18 protein-coding genes are annotated in these 15,909 nt (G+C 31.4%); 13 read left to right on the plus strand and 5 right to left on the minus strand.

What is annotated here, in order from left to right; genetic code table 11:
• Window positions 1-24: 24 nt before the first annotated feature.
• Both purU and AC4FRF_RS13455 read left to right on the plus strand, forming a co-directional pair.
• Window positions 25-879: a formyltetrahydrofolate deformylase gene (gene purU, locus AC4FRF_RS13450; protein WP_491160072.1), complete on the plus strand. Its 855-nt coding sequence runs from the start codon at window positions 25-27 to the stop codon at window positions 877-879.
• 383 nt (window positions 880-1,262) lie between these two features.
• Entirely contained in the window at window positions 1,263-1,403 is a 141-nt protein-coding gene (locus AC4FRF_RS13455; protein ID WP_491160073.1) for a hypothetical protein, read from the plus strand.
• Here the strand turns inward: AC4FRF_RS13455 and AC4FRF_RS13460 are convergent.
• Window positions 1,398-2,195, minus strand: coding sequence for an ABC transporter substrate-binding protein (locus AC4FRF_RS13460; RefSeq protein ID WP_491160074.1), 798 nt, complete (start codon window positions 2,193-2,195; stop codon window positions 1,398-1,400). The two genes, AC4FRF_RS13455 and AC4FRF_RS13460, sit on opposite strands and share 6 nt — an antisense overlap.
• An 87-nt stretch (window positions 2,196-2,282) precedes the next feature.
• Window positions 2,283-3,104 (minus strand): orotidine-5'-phosphate decarboxylase, encoded by an 822-nt coding sequence (pyrF, locus tag AC4FRF_RS13465; RefSeq protein ID WP_491160075.1) that lies wholly within the window; start codon window positions 3,102-3,104, stop codon window positions 2,283-2,285.
• Between the two features lie 173 nt (window positions 3,105-3,277).
• Here pyrF and AC4FRF_RS13470 point away from each other — a divergent pair, with 173 nt between their 5' ends.
• From AC4FRF_RS13470 to AC4FRF_RS13510, 9 genes are all read left to right on the plus strand, one after another.
• Complete coding sequence (locus AC4FRF_RS13470; RefSeq protein ID WP_491160076.1) at window positions 3,278-3,841, plus strand: helix-turn-helix domain-containing protein; 564 nt, start codon at window positions 3,278-3,280, stop codon at window positions 3,839-3,841.
• 15 nt (window positions 3,842-3,856) lie between these two features.
• Window positions 3,857-4,303 (plus strand): response regulator, encoded by a 447-nt coding sequence (locus tag AC4FRF_RS13475; protein WP_491160077.1) that lies wholly within the window; start codon window positions 3,857-3,859, stop codon window positions 4,301-4,303.
• 3 nt (window positions 4,304-4,306) lie between these two features.
• Window positions 4,307-6,073, plus strand: a complete 1,767-nt coding sequence (locus tag AC4FRF_RS13480; RefSeq protein ID WP_491160078.1) for a sensor histidine kinase — start codon at window positions 4,307-4,309, stop codon at window positions 6,071-6,073.
• An 83-nt stretch (window positions 6,074-6,156) separates the two neighbouring features.
• The gene (locus AC4FRF_RS13485; protein ID WP_491160079.1) at window positions 6,157-6,687 is read left to right on the plus strand and encodes a hypothetical protein; all 531 of its coding nucleotides are present in this window, start codon (window positions 6,157-6,159) and stop codon (window positions 6,685-6,687) included.
• A gap of 218 nt (window positions 6,688-6,905) precedes the next feature.
• Window positions 6,906-7,535, plus strand: coding sequence for a porin family protein (locus tag AC4FRF_RS13490; protein ID WP_491160080.1), 630 nt, complete (start codon window positions 6,906-6,908; stop codon window positions 7,533-7,535).
• Between the two features lie 30 nt (window positions 7,536-7,565).
• Window positions 7,566-7,718 (plus strand): lmo0937 family membrane protein, encoded by a 153-nt coding sequence (locus tag AC4FRF_RS13495; RefSeq protein WP_491160081.1) that lies wholly within the window; start codon window positions 7,566-7,568, stop codon window positions 7,716-7,718.
• Between the two features lie 24 nt (window positions 7,719-7,742).
• The gene (locus AC4FRF_RS13500; protein ID WP_491160082.1) at window positions 7,743-8,009 is read left to right on the plus strand and encodes a YtxH domain-containing protein; all 267 of its coding nucleotides are present in this window, start codon (window positions 7,743-7,745) and stop codon (window positions 8,007-8,009) included.
• Window positions 8,010-8,070: 61 nt separating this feature from the next.
• Window positions 8,071-8,607: a hypothetical protein gene (locus AC4FRF_RS13505; RefSeq protein ID WP_491160083.1), complete on the plus strand. Its 537-nt coding sequence runs from the start codon at window positions 8,071-8,073 to the stop codon at window positions 8,605-8,607.
• 73 nt (window positions 8,608-8,680) lie between these two features.
• Window positions 8,681-9,328 (plus strand): DUF6565 domain-containing protein, encoded by a 648-nt coding sequence (locus tag AC4FRF_RS13510; protein WP_491160084.1) that lies wholly within the window; start codon window positions 8,681-8,683, stop codon window positions 9,326-9,328.
• A gap of 130 nt (window positions 9,329-9,458) precedes the next feature.
• On the opposite strand, the gene AC4FRF_RS13515 is transcribed toward AC4FRF_RS13510, so the two are convergent.
• The 3 genes from AC4FRF_RS13515 to AC4FRF_RS13525 form a co-directional block, all read right to left on the minus strand.
• Window positions 9,459-11,528, minus strand: a complete 2,070-nt coding sequence (locus tag AC4FRF_RS13515; RefSeq protein WP_491160085.1) for a DUF5723 family protein — start codon at window positions 11,526-11,528, stop codon at window positions 9,459-9,461.
• A gap of 133 nt (window positions 11,529-11,661) precedes the next feature.
• Window positions 11,662-12,738: a peptide chain release factor 1 gene (gene prfA, locus AC4FRF_RS13520; RefSeq protein WP_491160086.1), complete on the minus strand. Its 1,077-nt coding sequence runs from the start codon at window positions 12,736-12,738 to the stop codon at window positions 11,662-11,664.
• Window positions 12,739-12,923: 185 nt separating this feature from the next.
• On the minus strand, window positions 12,924-14,084 hold the full coding sequence (locus AC4FRF_RS13525; RefSeq protein WP_491160087.1) for an MFS transporter: 1,161 nt from the start codon (window positions 14,082-14,084) through the stop codon (window positions 12,924-12,926).
• Window positions 14,085-14,230: 146 nt separating this feature from the next.
• Here AC4FRF_RS13525 and AC4FRF_RS13530 point away from each other — a divergent pair, with 146 nt between their 5' ends.
• Window positions 14,231-14,710, plus strand: coding sequence for a DUF6265 family protein (locus tag AC4FRF_RS13530; protein WP_491160089.1), 480 nt, complete (start codon window positions 14,231-14,233; stop codon window positions 14,708-14,710).
• Window positions 14,711-14,799: 89 nt separating this feature from the next.
• Window positions 14,800-15,771, plus strand: a complete 972-nt coding sequence (locus tag AC4FRF_RS13535; RefSeq protein ID WP_491160091.1) for a family 43 glycosylhydrolase — start codon at window positions 14,800-14,802, stop codon at window positions 15,769-15,771.
• Window positions 15,772-15,909: the final 138 nt, after the last annotated feature.

Raw genomic sequence — 15,909 nt, forward strand, 5'->3', positions numbered from 1 at the left:
ACACTGAAAAAATAACATTTTACAATGCAAAAAATAACAATACTTATCCATTGTGAGGATCAAAAAGCAATTATCTCCTCAGTTACTAATTATATTGCCGGAATTGAAGGTAACATTATTTATTTAGACCAACATGTTGACGCCAATGAAAATGTTTTTTTCATGCGTTTAGAATGTGAATTTGCTTCTCAAAACTGGGATTTAGAAAACATTAAAAAAGATTTCAAAACCAATCTTGCCGATAAATTCAATATGTCTTGGGAAATTTACACCCAGGAGTACAAACCCAGAATGGCGCTTTTTATTTCTAAATACGACCATTGTTTGTATGATATTTTAGGTCGCTACAGCGCAGGCGAATTGCCATTGGAAATTCCACTAATCATTAGTAATCATGAAGATTTAAGAGGTGTTGCAGAACGTTTTGAAATCCCTTTTCACCATGTTCCTTTTACTAAAAACATAAAAGAAGAAGGAGAAAAACAACAAATTGCTTTATTAGAGCAATACAAAGTCAATTTTATTGTATTGGCGCGTTACATGCAAATTATCACTCCAAAACTAATTGAACTCTACAAAAATAGAATCATAAATATTCATCATTCTTTCTTACCTGCTTTCCCAGGGGCAAAACCTTATCATTCTGCTTTTGCAAGAGGTGTTAAAATTATTGGAGCTACCAGCCATTATGTAACCGAAGAATTAGATGAGGGACCAATCATTGAACAGGATATTACCAGAGTCTCGCACAGTCATTCTATTGAAGATTTTATTGTAAAAGGACGTGATTTAGAGCGAAGTGTATTAGCAAGAGCAATAAAGTTACATGCCGAAAGAAAAACAATGGTGTACAATAATAAAACCGTTATTTTCTCTTAAAGGATTTATTTTTTGTTAAACAAGCGTTTAAAACTTAACTTATAACCAACAAAGTAATAACAAAACGTTAACAGCAAATACCGCCTTTATGTAGCATCTTTGCAATGTAATGAACTGGTTATTTATTATATTTGGTTTTGGTTAGTTAAAACAAGTGCTAGTATTCAAAAATACTAGCACTTCTTTGTTTAAAAACAATTCTAAAAATTATTAAACAGTACTCTTTTCAAAATTTAAAGCTTAAAAACTTCTTTTAACTTACAACACTGCTCTTATTGCTTTTTTGAATTATTGTTAACTTTATACTACAAAATACTAAACTTAACACAAAAAACTTGGATTTCAATGTTAAGTTAATGTAAATTTGCAAAAAATCAAACACTATGAAAGGACTTCTGATAGAGAAAAGTGAAATTGAAAAATTACAGAAAGAATTTAAAATTCTTACCGAAATAAAAACAAAAAAGACTGCTACAACTAAAAACGAAGAGAAAGAATTAGTTTTAGAAGAATGCGAACTATAACTTTTGATGCAATTCTCTAAAATAGTCAATAGCTTTTAACAATCGGCTTCCATGCCAAGAGAACATCTCACCATCAACAAGAACAATCTTTGCTGAATTACAAAATGTTGCTATTTCTAAAGTATCTTTTTCTTTGAAAGGATAAGGTTCCGAAGAAAGAAAAGCTAAATCCAAATTTCCTTGTTTATTTATTTTTTCGAGTTCTATTACCGGATATCTGGATTGATTTATAAAGATATTTTCTAACTTATTTAGTTTCAATAATTCATTGATAAAAGTATTAGAACCTGCAACCATATAAGGATTTTTCCATATAAAATAAGCTACTTTTTGAATTGGCTTATCTACAATAAATCCTTGAAAATCGTTCAAAGCTGAAGTTAAGTTGGATTCCAAATTCTTTGCAACTTCTACACAATCAAATAGTTTCCCAAAATCGCTTATCATTTTAAAATTATCTTCAATAGTGATAACATCAGTTACCCACACCTTAGTAATCGCTCTAAGATTTTCGACTATTTCTAAGGTATTTTCTTCTTTATTACAAATAACAATATCAGGAGCAAGCGTTCTTATCTTATCATAATCCACTTTTTTAGTCCCACCAACAATTGTTTTGTTTTTTCTTAAATCATTGGGATGAATGCAAAATTTAGTAATACCTACAATTTTGGATCCCAAACCTAAATCGACCAATAATTCCGTTTGCGAAGGCACTAAAGAAACAATTCGTTCTGGTACTTTATCAAAAGCATGAACCGTTCCCATATCGTCTGGTAAAGAATAGAGCATTAAAAAATTTTATTTAAAATTAGAACTAAAAAAACCACTAAAAAACTTAGGTTCTTTAATGGTTTTATAAAAATATAGAAGCAAAAATTAATTTCTTGATTCCATTATACTTTTCATTTCTTGTTGTATTTTCAAGGCTTCGGCTCTTGCTTTTTCGGCAAAATCAGCTTCTTTAGAAGCATAAATAATTCCTCTTGACGAATTGATTAACAATCCTACATTAGCATTCATACCGTATTTACAAACTTCTGCCAAACTTCCGCCTTGCGCTCCAACACCTGGAACTAACAAGAAACTATCAGGAACAATTTTTCTAATTTCAGTAAAATATTCAGCCTTAGTTGCCCCTACTACATACATTAGATTTTCGCTGTTTTTCCAAGTTTTAGAAGTTTCTAATACGCGTTTATACAATTCTTTCCCCTCTACATCAAGTGTTTGAAAATCAAAAGCACCTTCATTAGACGTAAGTGCTAACATGATGGTATGTTTATCTTGAAAAGCCAGAAAAGGTTCTACTGAATCTTTTCCCATATAAGGTGCAACAGTAATACTATCAAAGTTTAAATCTTCAAAAAAAGCCTTAGCATACATAGACGATGTATTACCAATATCGCCACGTTTGGCATCGGCAATGGTAAAAACATCAGGATAATTTTCGTTAATATAATGAATTGTTTTTTGCAAAGACATCCATCCTTTTATCCCATAGGCTTCAAAAAAAGCCGTATTGGGTTTATAAGCAACTGCTAAATCGTGAGTAGCATCAATTATTGCTTTATTGAATTCAAAAATAGGATCTTCTAATTCTAAAAAACTTTGAGGAATTTTATTCAAATCGACATCTAATCCTACGCATAGAAACGATTTTTTTAACTTAATTTGCTCAATCAGCTGTTGTGTAGTCATCAATTTTATTTTACAAAACGCAAAGTTACAAAGCCAAAGCTAATTTATATAAGAATTGTATAAGTTTCTCTAAAAATTATATAATAGTATGTACATTAGTGCAAACTAACTTTGGAAAACTAGAAAATAATCAACCGTTTTATTACTTTTACTAAAACCCCAAAATAATAGCTTTGAAATTATTTTTAAAAACAGACACTCATTTTCTAATCAGAAAAATATTAGAAGAGAAATTAGATGTATTTAACATTAAATACAATCTAATTAATACCAATGAAATTTTATTTTTAGAAACTATTGATAGCGTTACTTACGATAAAATCACATCGGTATTAACCGAATATGGCTTTGAAATTATAGAAAATCAAAAAAATATTATCGTCCAAAAAATTAAAGAAACTATTATTGAAATGGTTTTTAACGAAGAGGTTCCAACGGTAAAAAGTTCGGTCTATCTTGCCGAAAAACTAGATCATAGTTATGGCTACCTTTCCAATCTTTTTTCGGAAGTAACCTATACCTCTATCGAGAATTTTATCATTATACAAAAAATTGAATATGTAAAAAAACTCATTACACATCATGATTTAACCTTAACTGAAATTGCGTTTAAACTCAACTATTCCAGTGTAGCCCATTTAAGTTCGCAATTTAAAAACACTACTGGAATTACACCTTCGGCATTTCAACGAATCATAAAAAAACGAAACGAAATTAGTAATCAAAATATCAACTAAACCCCATAAACGGATATGCAAAAAGATTTCATCTTAATAACCCTTGCCGATGATGATGAAGACGATAGAATGTTTTTCACTGATGCTTTTGATGAATTAAAAATTAATACCGTAGTCAATACTGTAAATGACGGAGTAGCTTTAATGAATTTCCTAAATGATCCAGAAAGGGTATTACCCAACATTATTTTCTTAGATTTAAATATGCCGTTGAAATCGGGTATGGAATGTTTAAAAGAAATTAAAGCCGATGCAAAGTTCAAAGATATTGTAATTGCTATCTACTCGACTTCTTCTTCCGAAGAAGATATCGAAAATACTTTTGTATTAGGAGCCAATATTTATATTAAAAAACCCAACCATTTTGGGAAATTAAAAGAAGTTCTATCCGAAGTGGTTACACTCAACTGGCAATATATTACTTCAGGATTAGATAAAGATAATTTTTTATTACGCATGTAAACTATGTTTAAAACTAAGTTTTTTGATTCAATAGTCTTTATTAGAGCATTGTTTTTGATTGCTTTTTTTATTCTAATTTTTTTAGCTTCTATTACTTATAGACATATTAAAGAATTAGATAAAATAAGCGATTCTATCATTAATACCTATGAAATTTCCATTGAATTAGGCCAACTTATATCCTATATAAAAGATGCTGAAACAGGACATCGGGGTTATGTTATTACCAATGATTCCATCTACCTAGAACCTTTTATAGATGCGAGAAAGAATATCAACAAATCATTTCAAACACTTAGCAATAGCACCAAGAACAATGCTAACAAACAAGAAAAACTAAACCGAATTTACGATTTAGTAGACAAACGCTTTTCTTATTTTAAAAATCATTTTAGGAGTAAAAAAGAATTCAACAACGATTTTAAAGATGGCAAGATGGTTATGGATTCTTTAAGAACTGAGGTTAACAGCATGCTCAATAATGAAAACAAATTATTAAACTCAAAAGACAAACTCTACAAATACAACAATTCCAATACACCTTTAATTGTTTTCTCAACTTTCCTAATATCCATTTTAATTTTAGGCTTGGGTTATTTGCGAATTATAAAAAATTACAAAGATTTAGTAAGCCAAAACATAAGATTGAAAATATTTGATGAATCCAGTAAACAGGCCGAAATTCTAGGAAATTATGGCAGTTGGCTATTAAATCTTGAGGACAGGACTTTTAATTATTCGGACAATCAATTTCGCTTATTGGGTTGTACTCCTCAATCTTTCACACCTACTTTTGACAACTTATTAGACCATATTCATCCTGATGACAAAGAAATTCTAGTACATGCGTTTCAGACTGTAGAAGATACCGAAATCTTACCGTTGATACAGTATCGTATTATTAAAAAAGACAATAAAGAAATTCGTTATTTTAAAACCACTGCCAAAATATTTGTCGATCGTTTGGGCAACAAAAACATGATTGGCACCACACAAGACATCACAGAAGATTACAACAAAACACAGCTCATTGAATTAAGAAATAAAGAACTGGAACAAAACAACAAAGAACTAACCGAATTCAATCATGTTGCCAGCCATGATTTACAAGAACCTCTTAGAAAAATTCAAACTTTTATTTCCCGAATTGAAGATAAAGAAAAAGATACTTTGTCTGAATCTGCCAGAAGTTATTTTGAAAAAATACAAGAAGCTTCAAACAGAATGCGAATTCTAATTGATGATTTATTACAGTATTCCAGAACTAATCGTTCGGAAAAGACATTTGAAATAACCGATTTAAATACCATAGCATCAAATGCAATTAGCGAACTTTCAGAAAATATTGCTGAGAAAAAAGCGCAAATTCATTTTGAAAAATTACACCAAGTACATGGAATTCCATTTCAGCTGGAACAGTTATTTATTAATATTATTGGCAATTCGCTAAAATATGCTAAGATTAACGAAGCGGCTGTTGTTACAATTACATCTAAAAAGATAAAAGCTTCTAAAGCTCCAAAACTGAATGATAACTCAAAAAGAGAATATATCAAGATTACCTTTAAAGACAACGGAATGGGATTTGAACAAAAATATGCCGAAAAAATATTTTTATTATTCAACAGATTACACGGTAAAAAAGATTTTCCTGGAACTGGTGTTGGTTTAGCCATTTGTAAAAAAATAATCGAAAACCATAAAGGCTATATTTTTGCCAAAGGAAAGCCAAATGAAGGTGCTATTTTTGAAATTTATCTGCCTGTTTAAACACTAGAATTATATAATATTATTAAAAAATCATATAAAATAAATTAAACGAGTTTTAATTATTTTTATCCAAAATTGGACTAATGAATACAATAAGAAGCAAAACGAACCTTTTATTCTTCATGCTGTTTTCTATTTGCTGTATGATGGTTACATCTTGCAAAGAAAAAGTTGAAGAAACAAAATTAGTTGCTCCTAATAATCGAGTAAGCGAATTAGTTTTAACACAAGTCGCAGAAACAAACCTAAAAATTGTAGCTATCGCTCAAAAAGCACAAGAAGGCAAAATTAAATATAGCACTCGAATTGTTTTGAAAGAAATTGAAAATAGCCATGGACAATTGAAAAATAAAATTCGAAAAATTGCTAAAACTAATTTCATCATTATTCCAAACACCTTATACGACACGACGGTTTTAAAAAACTTCATAAGTGAAGTTACCACCAAACTATATCTTGAGAAAATAGAAAATTCACTTCATAATGAATTAAAACAATATCAATCTATAAGTACAACAACTGAAAATATTGATTTGAAAGCATTAGCAGAAACAGCTATTCCAATAATTAAAAAGGACATTTCTAGCATTCAAGACGAACAAAAAGCACTTTAACAAATTAAGCTTTTCTCTTTATCAGGTAACTAATTACATTCACATAATTACCGTAAACACCTTTTTCAAGGTGTTTTTTTTTGCCTAAAAATTTAAAATGGTAATTGTATAAAAGTCTCAAAATATACTGTAACATTTTTAATACAAACATGTTGCACCTTTGTACTGTAGCCTAGGAACTACTATAAATGATAATTGATAACTTAAAATTAAACGCCATGAAAAATTTATTTTTAGCAGGGATAGCTTGCCTCTCATTTGTAAGTTTTACTAAAGCGCAATCTCTAAGTCCTTCGGTAGGTATTAAAGGAGGAATCAACTTTACCAATCTCTATACTGAAGATGTAGACGACAATAATATTCTAACCAGCTTTAATGCCGGGCTTTATGCTAATCTTCCTGTTTCATCAGCAGTTTCTATACAACCAGAACTTAATTTTTCCAGAAAAGGATCCGAATTAGTATATGATAATGCTTTTGCAACCGGAACAACTAAACTAAAGCTAAACTATTTAGAAATGCCCGTACTATTAAAGCTAAATGTAACACCTAATTTCAATGTGCATTTTGGCCCATATGCTGCCTATTTAATTGATGGAAAAGCTACAAACGAAAGCAACAATAACACTTTTAATTTTGAGGAAAACATCAATAATGATGACTTAAATAAATGGGATTACGGATTAGCAGCCGGTGTCGGATTTGATTTCGAATCAACTTCAATAGGCGTTCGTTACAATTATGGATTACAAACTATTGGAAAAGAAAGAACATTTGGATCAAGCACATACACTTTTCCTGACTCAAAAAACAGTACCTTGAGTTTGTACATAGGATTCAAACTCTAAAATAAATTATTAATCTAAAAAAATAAAATCATGGGAAATATACTCTATTTAGCCGCAGTATTATTAGTAATATTTTGGGCTTTGGGATTCTTTGTATACAGCATTGGAAGCTTAATACACATCTTATTAGTCATTGCAATAATTGCAGTACTTATGAGAATCATTAATGGAAAAAGACTTTAATTAAAAACCTTTAAATATAAAATTATGAAAACAAATAAAGTAATATTAGGAGTAATTGGCGGATTAGCAACAGGAGCTATTTTAGGAGTTCTATTTGCACCTCATAGTGGTAAAAAAACAAGAAAAAAAATTGCTGATAAATCAAAAGCCATAAAAGATCATGCAAAAGAAGATTTTGACAAATTGATTCAAAAAATAGATGACAAATACAAATCTATTTCTGAAGATGCACACAAATTGCTTCATGATGGAAAAGCGAAAATTGAAAATGAAATAGCTAAGAAAAACTAAATCAATTGCGTTTTTCTATTAGAATTAAAAAAATAAAAGTAGAACTTAATATATCATAATTATGAAAAATGCAATCAAAAATCTAGCTATCCTAGCTTTATTAACGGTAGGCACTACAAAAGTTATGGCTCAAGATATCCCTGGTGACAATTACCAACAAAAATTTAAACTGGGAATTGGTGCAAATGTTGGTTATCCATTTGAGGATCCCTATAATTTAAACGTAGGTGGAGATGTTCGTTTACAATATGATCTATCTAAAAAATATTCTCTTACTGCCACAACTGGTTTTAGCAATCTATTTGTTAGCGGAGATGATAACGACTTGGGCTATATTCCTGCTAAACTAGGATTTAAAGCCTTTGTTTTAAAAGACCAATTTTATTTAATGGGTGAAGCTGGTGCTGCATTTGCAGTAACAAATCATTATAATGATAAATCGTTGTTATTGAGTCCAGGTATTGGATATGCAACAAAATATATTGATATAAGTGTTCGCTACGAATACCTGCCTGATTTTCCTGCTATACGAAACAATACAGCAGACAAAGGATTAAGCCAAGTAGCTTTGCGCCTGGCTTACGGATTCAAACTTTAAATAAAAAGTATTCAGCGAGTAGCATTTGCCCCCGTTACTCGCTAAAATTAAACCTAATTAAAATTACCAAACAATGAAAAATTTAAATAAATATCTTGTAATAACCGTACTTGCTATAATTGTAACCTCTTGTAAAGATGAAAAACAAGAAATGGCAAATAAAAAAATAGAAGAATTTAAAATGTATGTTGATTCAGTAAGCCAAGTAGCTACTGAAAAAACAGCTGAAAACTGGGATAGTATTCAAGCCAAATACGATAGAACAAAAATGGAAGCTCAAGAAGCCTTAAACCAGTTGGAAAATAAAATAGATATGGACTCTATTATGGATAAAACCAACAACAAATATGAAGAATACAAAGCCTTAGTTATTTTAAAAAGAGATGCTCTTGTCCGTGAAAATTTCAGAAACAGTTTCTTTACCGAAAAAGTAGGCGAAGACATGAAATTTGAATGGGTAAACAAAGATAATATTGCCGATGTTTATTCGCATTTTGTAAGTACATTAGAAGAAAATAAAGCTACTTATACTAGAGAAGATTGGGATGAAATAAAGTTAATTTACGAAGCTTTAGATACTCGAAAAAATACAGTTGAGAAAGAAGGTTTGTCTTCTAAGAACAACATCAAAATTGCAGGTTTAAAAATAAAATTTGCTACTCTATATCGAATCAACAGAGCAACTGCAAAATCGAAAGAAAATATAGAAGCTAAAGAATAGTCCCAAAAATTCTACCAATCTATATATACAAAAGTTTCCTCTTTCAAACTAAAAGAGGGAGCTTTTCCCTTTTTAGTATAAAACAAAAATGAGGCTCGAAAGCCTCATTTTATATATTAAATAAATCCAATTATTTTACAAGTATAATTTCAACTCTACGATTTTGGGCTCTTCCTTCTACAGTTTTGTTAGAAGCTATTGGCTTAGTAATTCCATATCCTTCTGATGAAAGTCTATCAGCAGCAATACCTTTAGCAATTAAATAATCTTTAACCGCTGCCGCTCTATCTTTAGACAATTGAAGATTTTTAGCGGTATTACCAGTACTATCAGTATGTCCTTCTAATTTAAAGTTAGCATTACTATATTCATTCATCACTTTTACAATTTCTTCTAATTTATCGTTAGACTCAGCCTTGATAGTAGCCTTAGAAGAATCAAACAAAATAGATTTAGAGAAATCATTTAATTTTTTAATCACTTCTTTAGTTACTTCTGGACAACCTTTATTTGCAAGAGTTCCTTTTACTTTTGGACATAAATCATCTTTATCTAAAACACCATCTCCATCAGTATCAGGCCATGGACATCCCGCATTTTCTTTTGGTCCAGCAATAATAGGACATTTATCATCCTTATCTAAAACACCATCTTTATCTTGATCTCCCCATGGGCAACCGTTGTTGGCAGCAGGACCTGCAACATCCAAACATTTATCTACATTGTCCAATACCCCATCATTGTCTTTATCTCCCCATGGACATCCTTTGTTTTCAACCGGACCAGCAACCGTAGGACAATTATCTTCTTTATCTAAAACACCATCTCCATCTTCATCTAGATTTTTAGCCTTTTTTTGATAAATTGGAACTTTAAATCCTAAGTGAATATCTGCAGCTTTTGAGTTTTTTGAAAAGGCATTAGAAACAATAGAACCAGAACCAATAAAAAATACACCTGTTCTTAAACCAACACCCACTTGGGCTTGCTTACTATAATCCATGTATGAAATTGGAATATAAGCACTAAACCACTTAGATTCATATCGAGGTGTTAAACTTACTCGATTAGCAATACTATTTTGATTTAATTTTGTTTTGCTTACTACACCTAAATCTCCGTTAGCATTCAAATAGAATTTATTATGAATATTCCAATCTACATCAGCATGAATAGCAGTTGGTAAATAAGATCTTACTGTTCCATTAATTGGAGTTGGAGTAAACTCTCCTTTCATAAAATCATCAAAGTTGTCATAACCATCAAAATCATCCTGAGTAAATGTACCGCCCAAATCATAACTATTACGAACTCCTTTGTCGTATTTCATAGAACCTAAATCAGTTACAGAAACACCAAAACGTAATTTGTATTTATTAACATCTTTCAAATCATTAATATCAGCTCTATCGGCTGTATAATCTGGTCTCCATTCATAAACTAATCCTAAATCAACTCCAAAACCTCTTGATTTAGAATCAAAATCAATATCCGAATTAGTTGCAAAATCCTGGCTTGAACCATATACTGCATTTCCTGTAGTGGTATAAGTATCTAAAAGTGGATCTCCAAAATCATCATATTTAACAGATACATTTGTCCCTTGAAAGTGGTAATTAGCTACTCCTTGCAAATATTTAGCAGTAATACCTCCTTTTAAGAAATGCTGACCTTGTTGGTACAAAACAGCAGCATAAGAGATACCAAGTTCTCCCCATGAATTCCCTACAGCATTTGGACTTCCTAATGTGGCAGTAGGAAAAGTAGTTTTATTATCTTTAGTGATATCATTAATTACTTGCCCATTAACGTCAATAACATTTACAAATGCTCTAGCTCTTGTATAAATTGCTAATGTATGCTTAGGAGCTATATTAAACATTACCGATGGCCCCATGACATCTGTGTTTAAAAATGCATTATTAGCATTGCTGAAATTCTTTTTAGCTTCTAAATCAAAATCATAACCATTTTTAAAAACGTCAAAAATCTTTACTCCATACAAGTCATTCCCAACAGCTGAACTAATTGATAATAAATTAATATCCACTTTAAAACGAGAATCGGCTATAGAGGCAGGATTATACAATACACTTTGAACACCAGCGTAATTATCTGGCATATATCCTAAATAAGACTGGGCATTTGCCACACAAAAACTAGTAAAGGCAAACAACGAAAAATAAATTCTCTTCTTCATACATAATATTATTAAGTTAATAAATTTGGGGGTAAAAAAAAGCACCTAATTTGATAACGCAAATTAAGTGCTTTTCTTATTTATCTTGTTAAAAAAATTATACTTTTTTTAACAGATAATATTTTTTTAACTTTTAGAAAACTTCACTGGCTTCCTTTAGTTTTTCTGTATTATTAACTAATTGTAATTCATCAACAATCTTCTGAATATCACCATTCATGATATTTCCTAAATCATACAAAGTCAAACCAATTCTATGATCGGTTACACGTCCTTGAGCATAATTATAAGTTCTAATTTTTGCCGAACGGTCACCAGAACTTACTTGAGAAGTACGTTTAGTAGCATCCTCAGCTTCTTTTTTAGCTAATTCCATTTCGTATAAACGAGAACGTAATACACCTAAAGCTTTGTCTTTATTTTTATGTTGTGATTTCTGATCCTGACACTGAGCCACTAATCCCGTAGGAATGTGAGTTAAACGCACAGCCGATTTAGTCGTATTTACTGATTGTCCTCCAGGTCCTGATGAACAAAAGAAATCCACACGTACATCATTCATATCTATTTGTACATCAAACTCTTCTGCTTCCGGCAATACCATAACGGTTGCTGCTGATGTATGCACCCGTCCTTGCGTCTCAGTTTGAGGAACACGCTGCACACGATGAACTCCTGCTTCAAACTTTAATGTACCGTAAACATCTTCACCAGTAACTTCAAAAATAATTTCTTTAAAACCTCCTGAAGTCCCCTCATTCATATCTACAACCGATGTTCTCCAACCTCGGCTTTCACAATATTTAGTGTACATTCTAAACAAATCTCCCGCAAAAATACTTGCTTCATCACCACCAGTTCCTGCTCGAACTTCCACCATAACATTCTTCGCATCCTCAGGATCTTTAGGAATCAACATAAACTTAATTTCATCCTCAAGAATAGGCAATCTTTCTTTAGCTTCGTCTAACTGCATCTTAGCCATTTCGGTCATATCAGCATCACTACCGTCAGCAATAATCTCATTGGCTTCATCAATATTCGCCATCAAAAGAACATATTCATCTCTTTTTTCAGCCAAAGCCTTAAGATCTTTATACTCTTTATTCAACTGCACATAACGCTTTTGATCGGCAATAACATCCGGCTGGATTATTAAATCCGATATCTCATCAAAACGTTGTTTCACTATTTGAAGTCTGTCTAACATAGTTGTAGTCCTTATAATTGGAGTGCAAAAATACAAAAAAGATTGCACATTTAAGAATCCCTGTTTCAGATTTTTTTAGTAGCTGTTTCCTGCTGTCCGCTGTATCTTTTTCTAGTCTCGTTTCAAGAACGAGACTAGAAAAAGGATGCCGCTTCCATCAGGGCTAATCATTTAGGTTACAAAAATCAATTCTCTTCCGAAATTTTATTCACCATATAAATCATAACTCCACCTAATAAAGCCATAATTAAAAAAGCCCATTTCATACTCACCGCTTCTGATATAAAACCAACCATCGGTGGAACTACTAAAAAACCTAAATAACCAATCGTTGATATCGAAGTCAATGCCGAACCACTACTCAAACTTTTAGATTTTCCAGCAATACTAAAAACCAATGGAACAGTACAGGAAACACCTACTCCAATCATAACAAATCCTATTATGGTAGGAATTACAAAAGGCAAAAGAAAACTAATTAAAAACCCAATTGAAATTAAAATAGCACTGTAAAACAAAATATTTTTGATACCAAAACGCATTACTACATAATCACCTAAAAAACGTCCTAAAGTAACAGCAGTCATAAAGAAAACAAACGCAGCTGTGGTTATCTTCTGTGAAGCATGCAACACATTTTGGAAGTAAATCCCACTCCAATCATACATAGTATTCTCGCATGCCATAGAAACAAAACAGATGATCGCAAATTTCATTAACGTTTTATCAGGCATCGAGAAAAATTTCTTTTTTTCCCTTGATGGTTCGCATTCTAAAGTCATTGGATAAAAGCAAGCCGTTACCGCAAGCATAGCAACACTAATTCCTAACAAATGAAATGAAGGATCTATGCGCTGAGTAACCATTACATATCCCAAACCTGCACCTGCAAACCCTGCTAAACTCCAAACCGCATGAAAAGTTGTCATTATGGATTTAGGATACAACCGTTGCACTTCTAAGGCTTGCGCATTCATCGATAAATTCAAAATATTTCTTGAACCACCAAAAATTAAAAGTATAATAACCAATTGCCATACAAAAGCAGCAAACCCAGGTAATGCCAGAACAATATTAAATAATATAGCACCCAATAACATACAATAACGACTACTAAATAAATTTAATATTCTTTTAGTAAAAGGCATCGTTAACATTAATCCTATTGGAAAAGCAAATAAGACAGCTCCAAATTCAGCTTCTGACAAATGCAATTGCGATTTAATAGCAGGTATTCGAGATGCCCATGAAGAATATCCAAAACCAGAAATAAAGAAAAAAACTGTAGTTGCTAATCGATATCCTTTTTTCGATTGACGTAAATTTTCAAAATAGTTTAAAGTCATAAAGCCATACCATTATTCGGACTGCAAAAATAAACCATTTAAACGGCTAAATAATGTTAAAAAGGCCTAAATAATATTCTTAAAAATCTATTAGTATTTTTACTAATTTTGCTCTGAAATTGACACAACATCAATTCAATTCTTTTATGAAAACAACGGCTTCATTCCTTTCAATACTATTGCTTGCTACTGCATGTCAAAAGAACGATTCTATTGAAAAAGACCAAATCAAAAAAGCCGATTGGCTTATTGGAACTTGGCAAATAAAAACAAATACCGGAATACTTTCTGAAAACTGGGAAAAGGTAAACGATAGCACCTTTAAAGCACAATCTCTTTTTATTAAAGACAAAGACAGTATTCATAATGAAACAATTCTTCTAGAACAAAAAGGGGAATCACTAAAGTACACCACGACCATAAAAGGTCAGAATAATAACAAACCGATAAGTCTTGAGTTAACAACTAATAATGAAAACGAGTTGGTTTTTGAAAATCAAAAAAATGACTATCCACAAAAAATCAGTTACAAAAAAACTGCCAATAATAGTATAATCACTGAAATTTCAGGACTAGTATTTGGAAAACCATCTACTGAAAAATATACCTTAGTTAAAACAAAATAACTCATCTTCAAAACCTTGCTTAAATAGAGCAAGGTTTTTTTGTTATAAATGGTTTATATTTACAAGGCTATTAACAAAAAGAATAAACCATGAAGAAAAACAAAAACTTACAATTGGTAACAGCTCTAGCACTATCTAGCTTATCATTTAATACTCTTCATTCACAAAATCCATTAAATTTTGGCAGTAAAATATTTACCGCCGACCCATCGGCACATGTTTGGAAAGATGGCAAAATGTATGTTTACACTTCTCACGATTTAGAATGTCAAACAGATTTTTTTATGAAAGATTGGCATGTTTTCTCTTCTAGCGATTTAGTAAACTGGACTGATCACGGAGCTATTTTATCAGTAGAGCAGCTTATGTGGGCAGATAATTTTGCTTGGGCACCTGATTGCGCCTATAAAAACGGAAAATATTATTTCTGTTTCCCCGCAGGAACCGGCTTTAAAGATCGTGTTAATCCAAAAAACAGTACTAAATGGATGGGAATAGGAATTGCGGTAAGTGACTCACCAGTAGGTCCTTTTAAGGATGCTGTCGGAAAACCATTATGGACAACACCTTACGCAAACGATCCTTGTCTTTTTATTGATGATGACGGTAAAGGCTATATCTACTTTAATGGAGGAGGAGATTATTTAGTTGCCGAAATGAGTGACGATTTACTCAGCGTAAAAGGTGATATGCATAAAATGGACATGGGTGGTTACAAACCTAAAAGAGAAGGTCCATGGGTATTTAAAAGAAAAGGAATATACTACTATACTATGCCTGAGGAAAATAGAATACTTACCTATTATACTTCTAAATCACCTACAGGACCTTGGAAATACCAAGGAGTCATAATGGACCAAGAAGGAGAAAGTAACAATCACCATTCTATTGTAGAATTCAAAGGAAAATGGATATTATTTTATCACCGTTGGTTAGAAAACAAATCCAATTGCGGACAAAAACAACGTCAAGTATGCGCAGAAAACCTTTATTTCAATCAGGATGGAACTATTCAAAAAATAACTAGAACAGATAATGGAGTAGGAAATTCGTTCAAATAAAAACAAATATTCTTACTTTGAATCCCAAAAAAAAACTTCAATTAGTAATACTAATTGAAGTTTTGTACTCAGAGCGGGACTTGAACCCGCACGAACATTGCTGTTCACTGGATTTTAAGTCCAGCGTGTCTACCAATT

The sequence above is a fragment of the Flavobacterium sp. ST-158 genome, assembly GCF_058309975.1.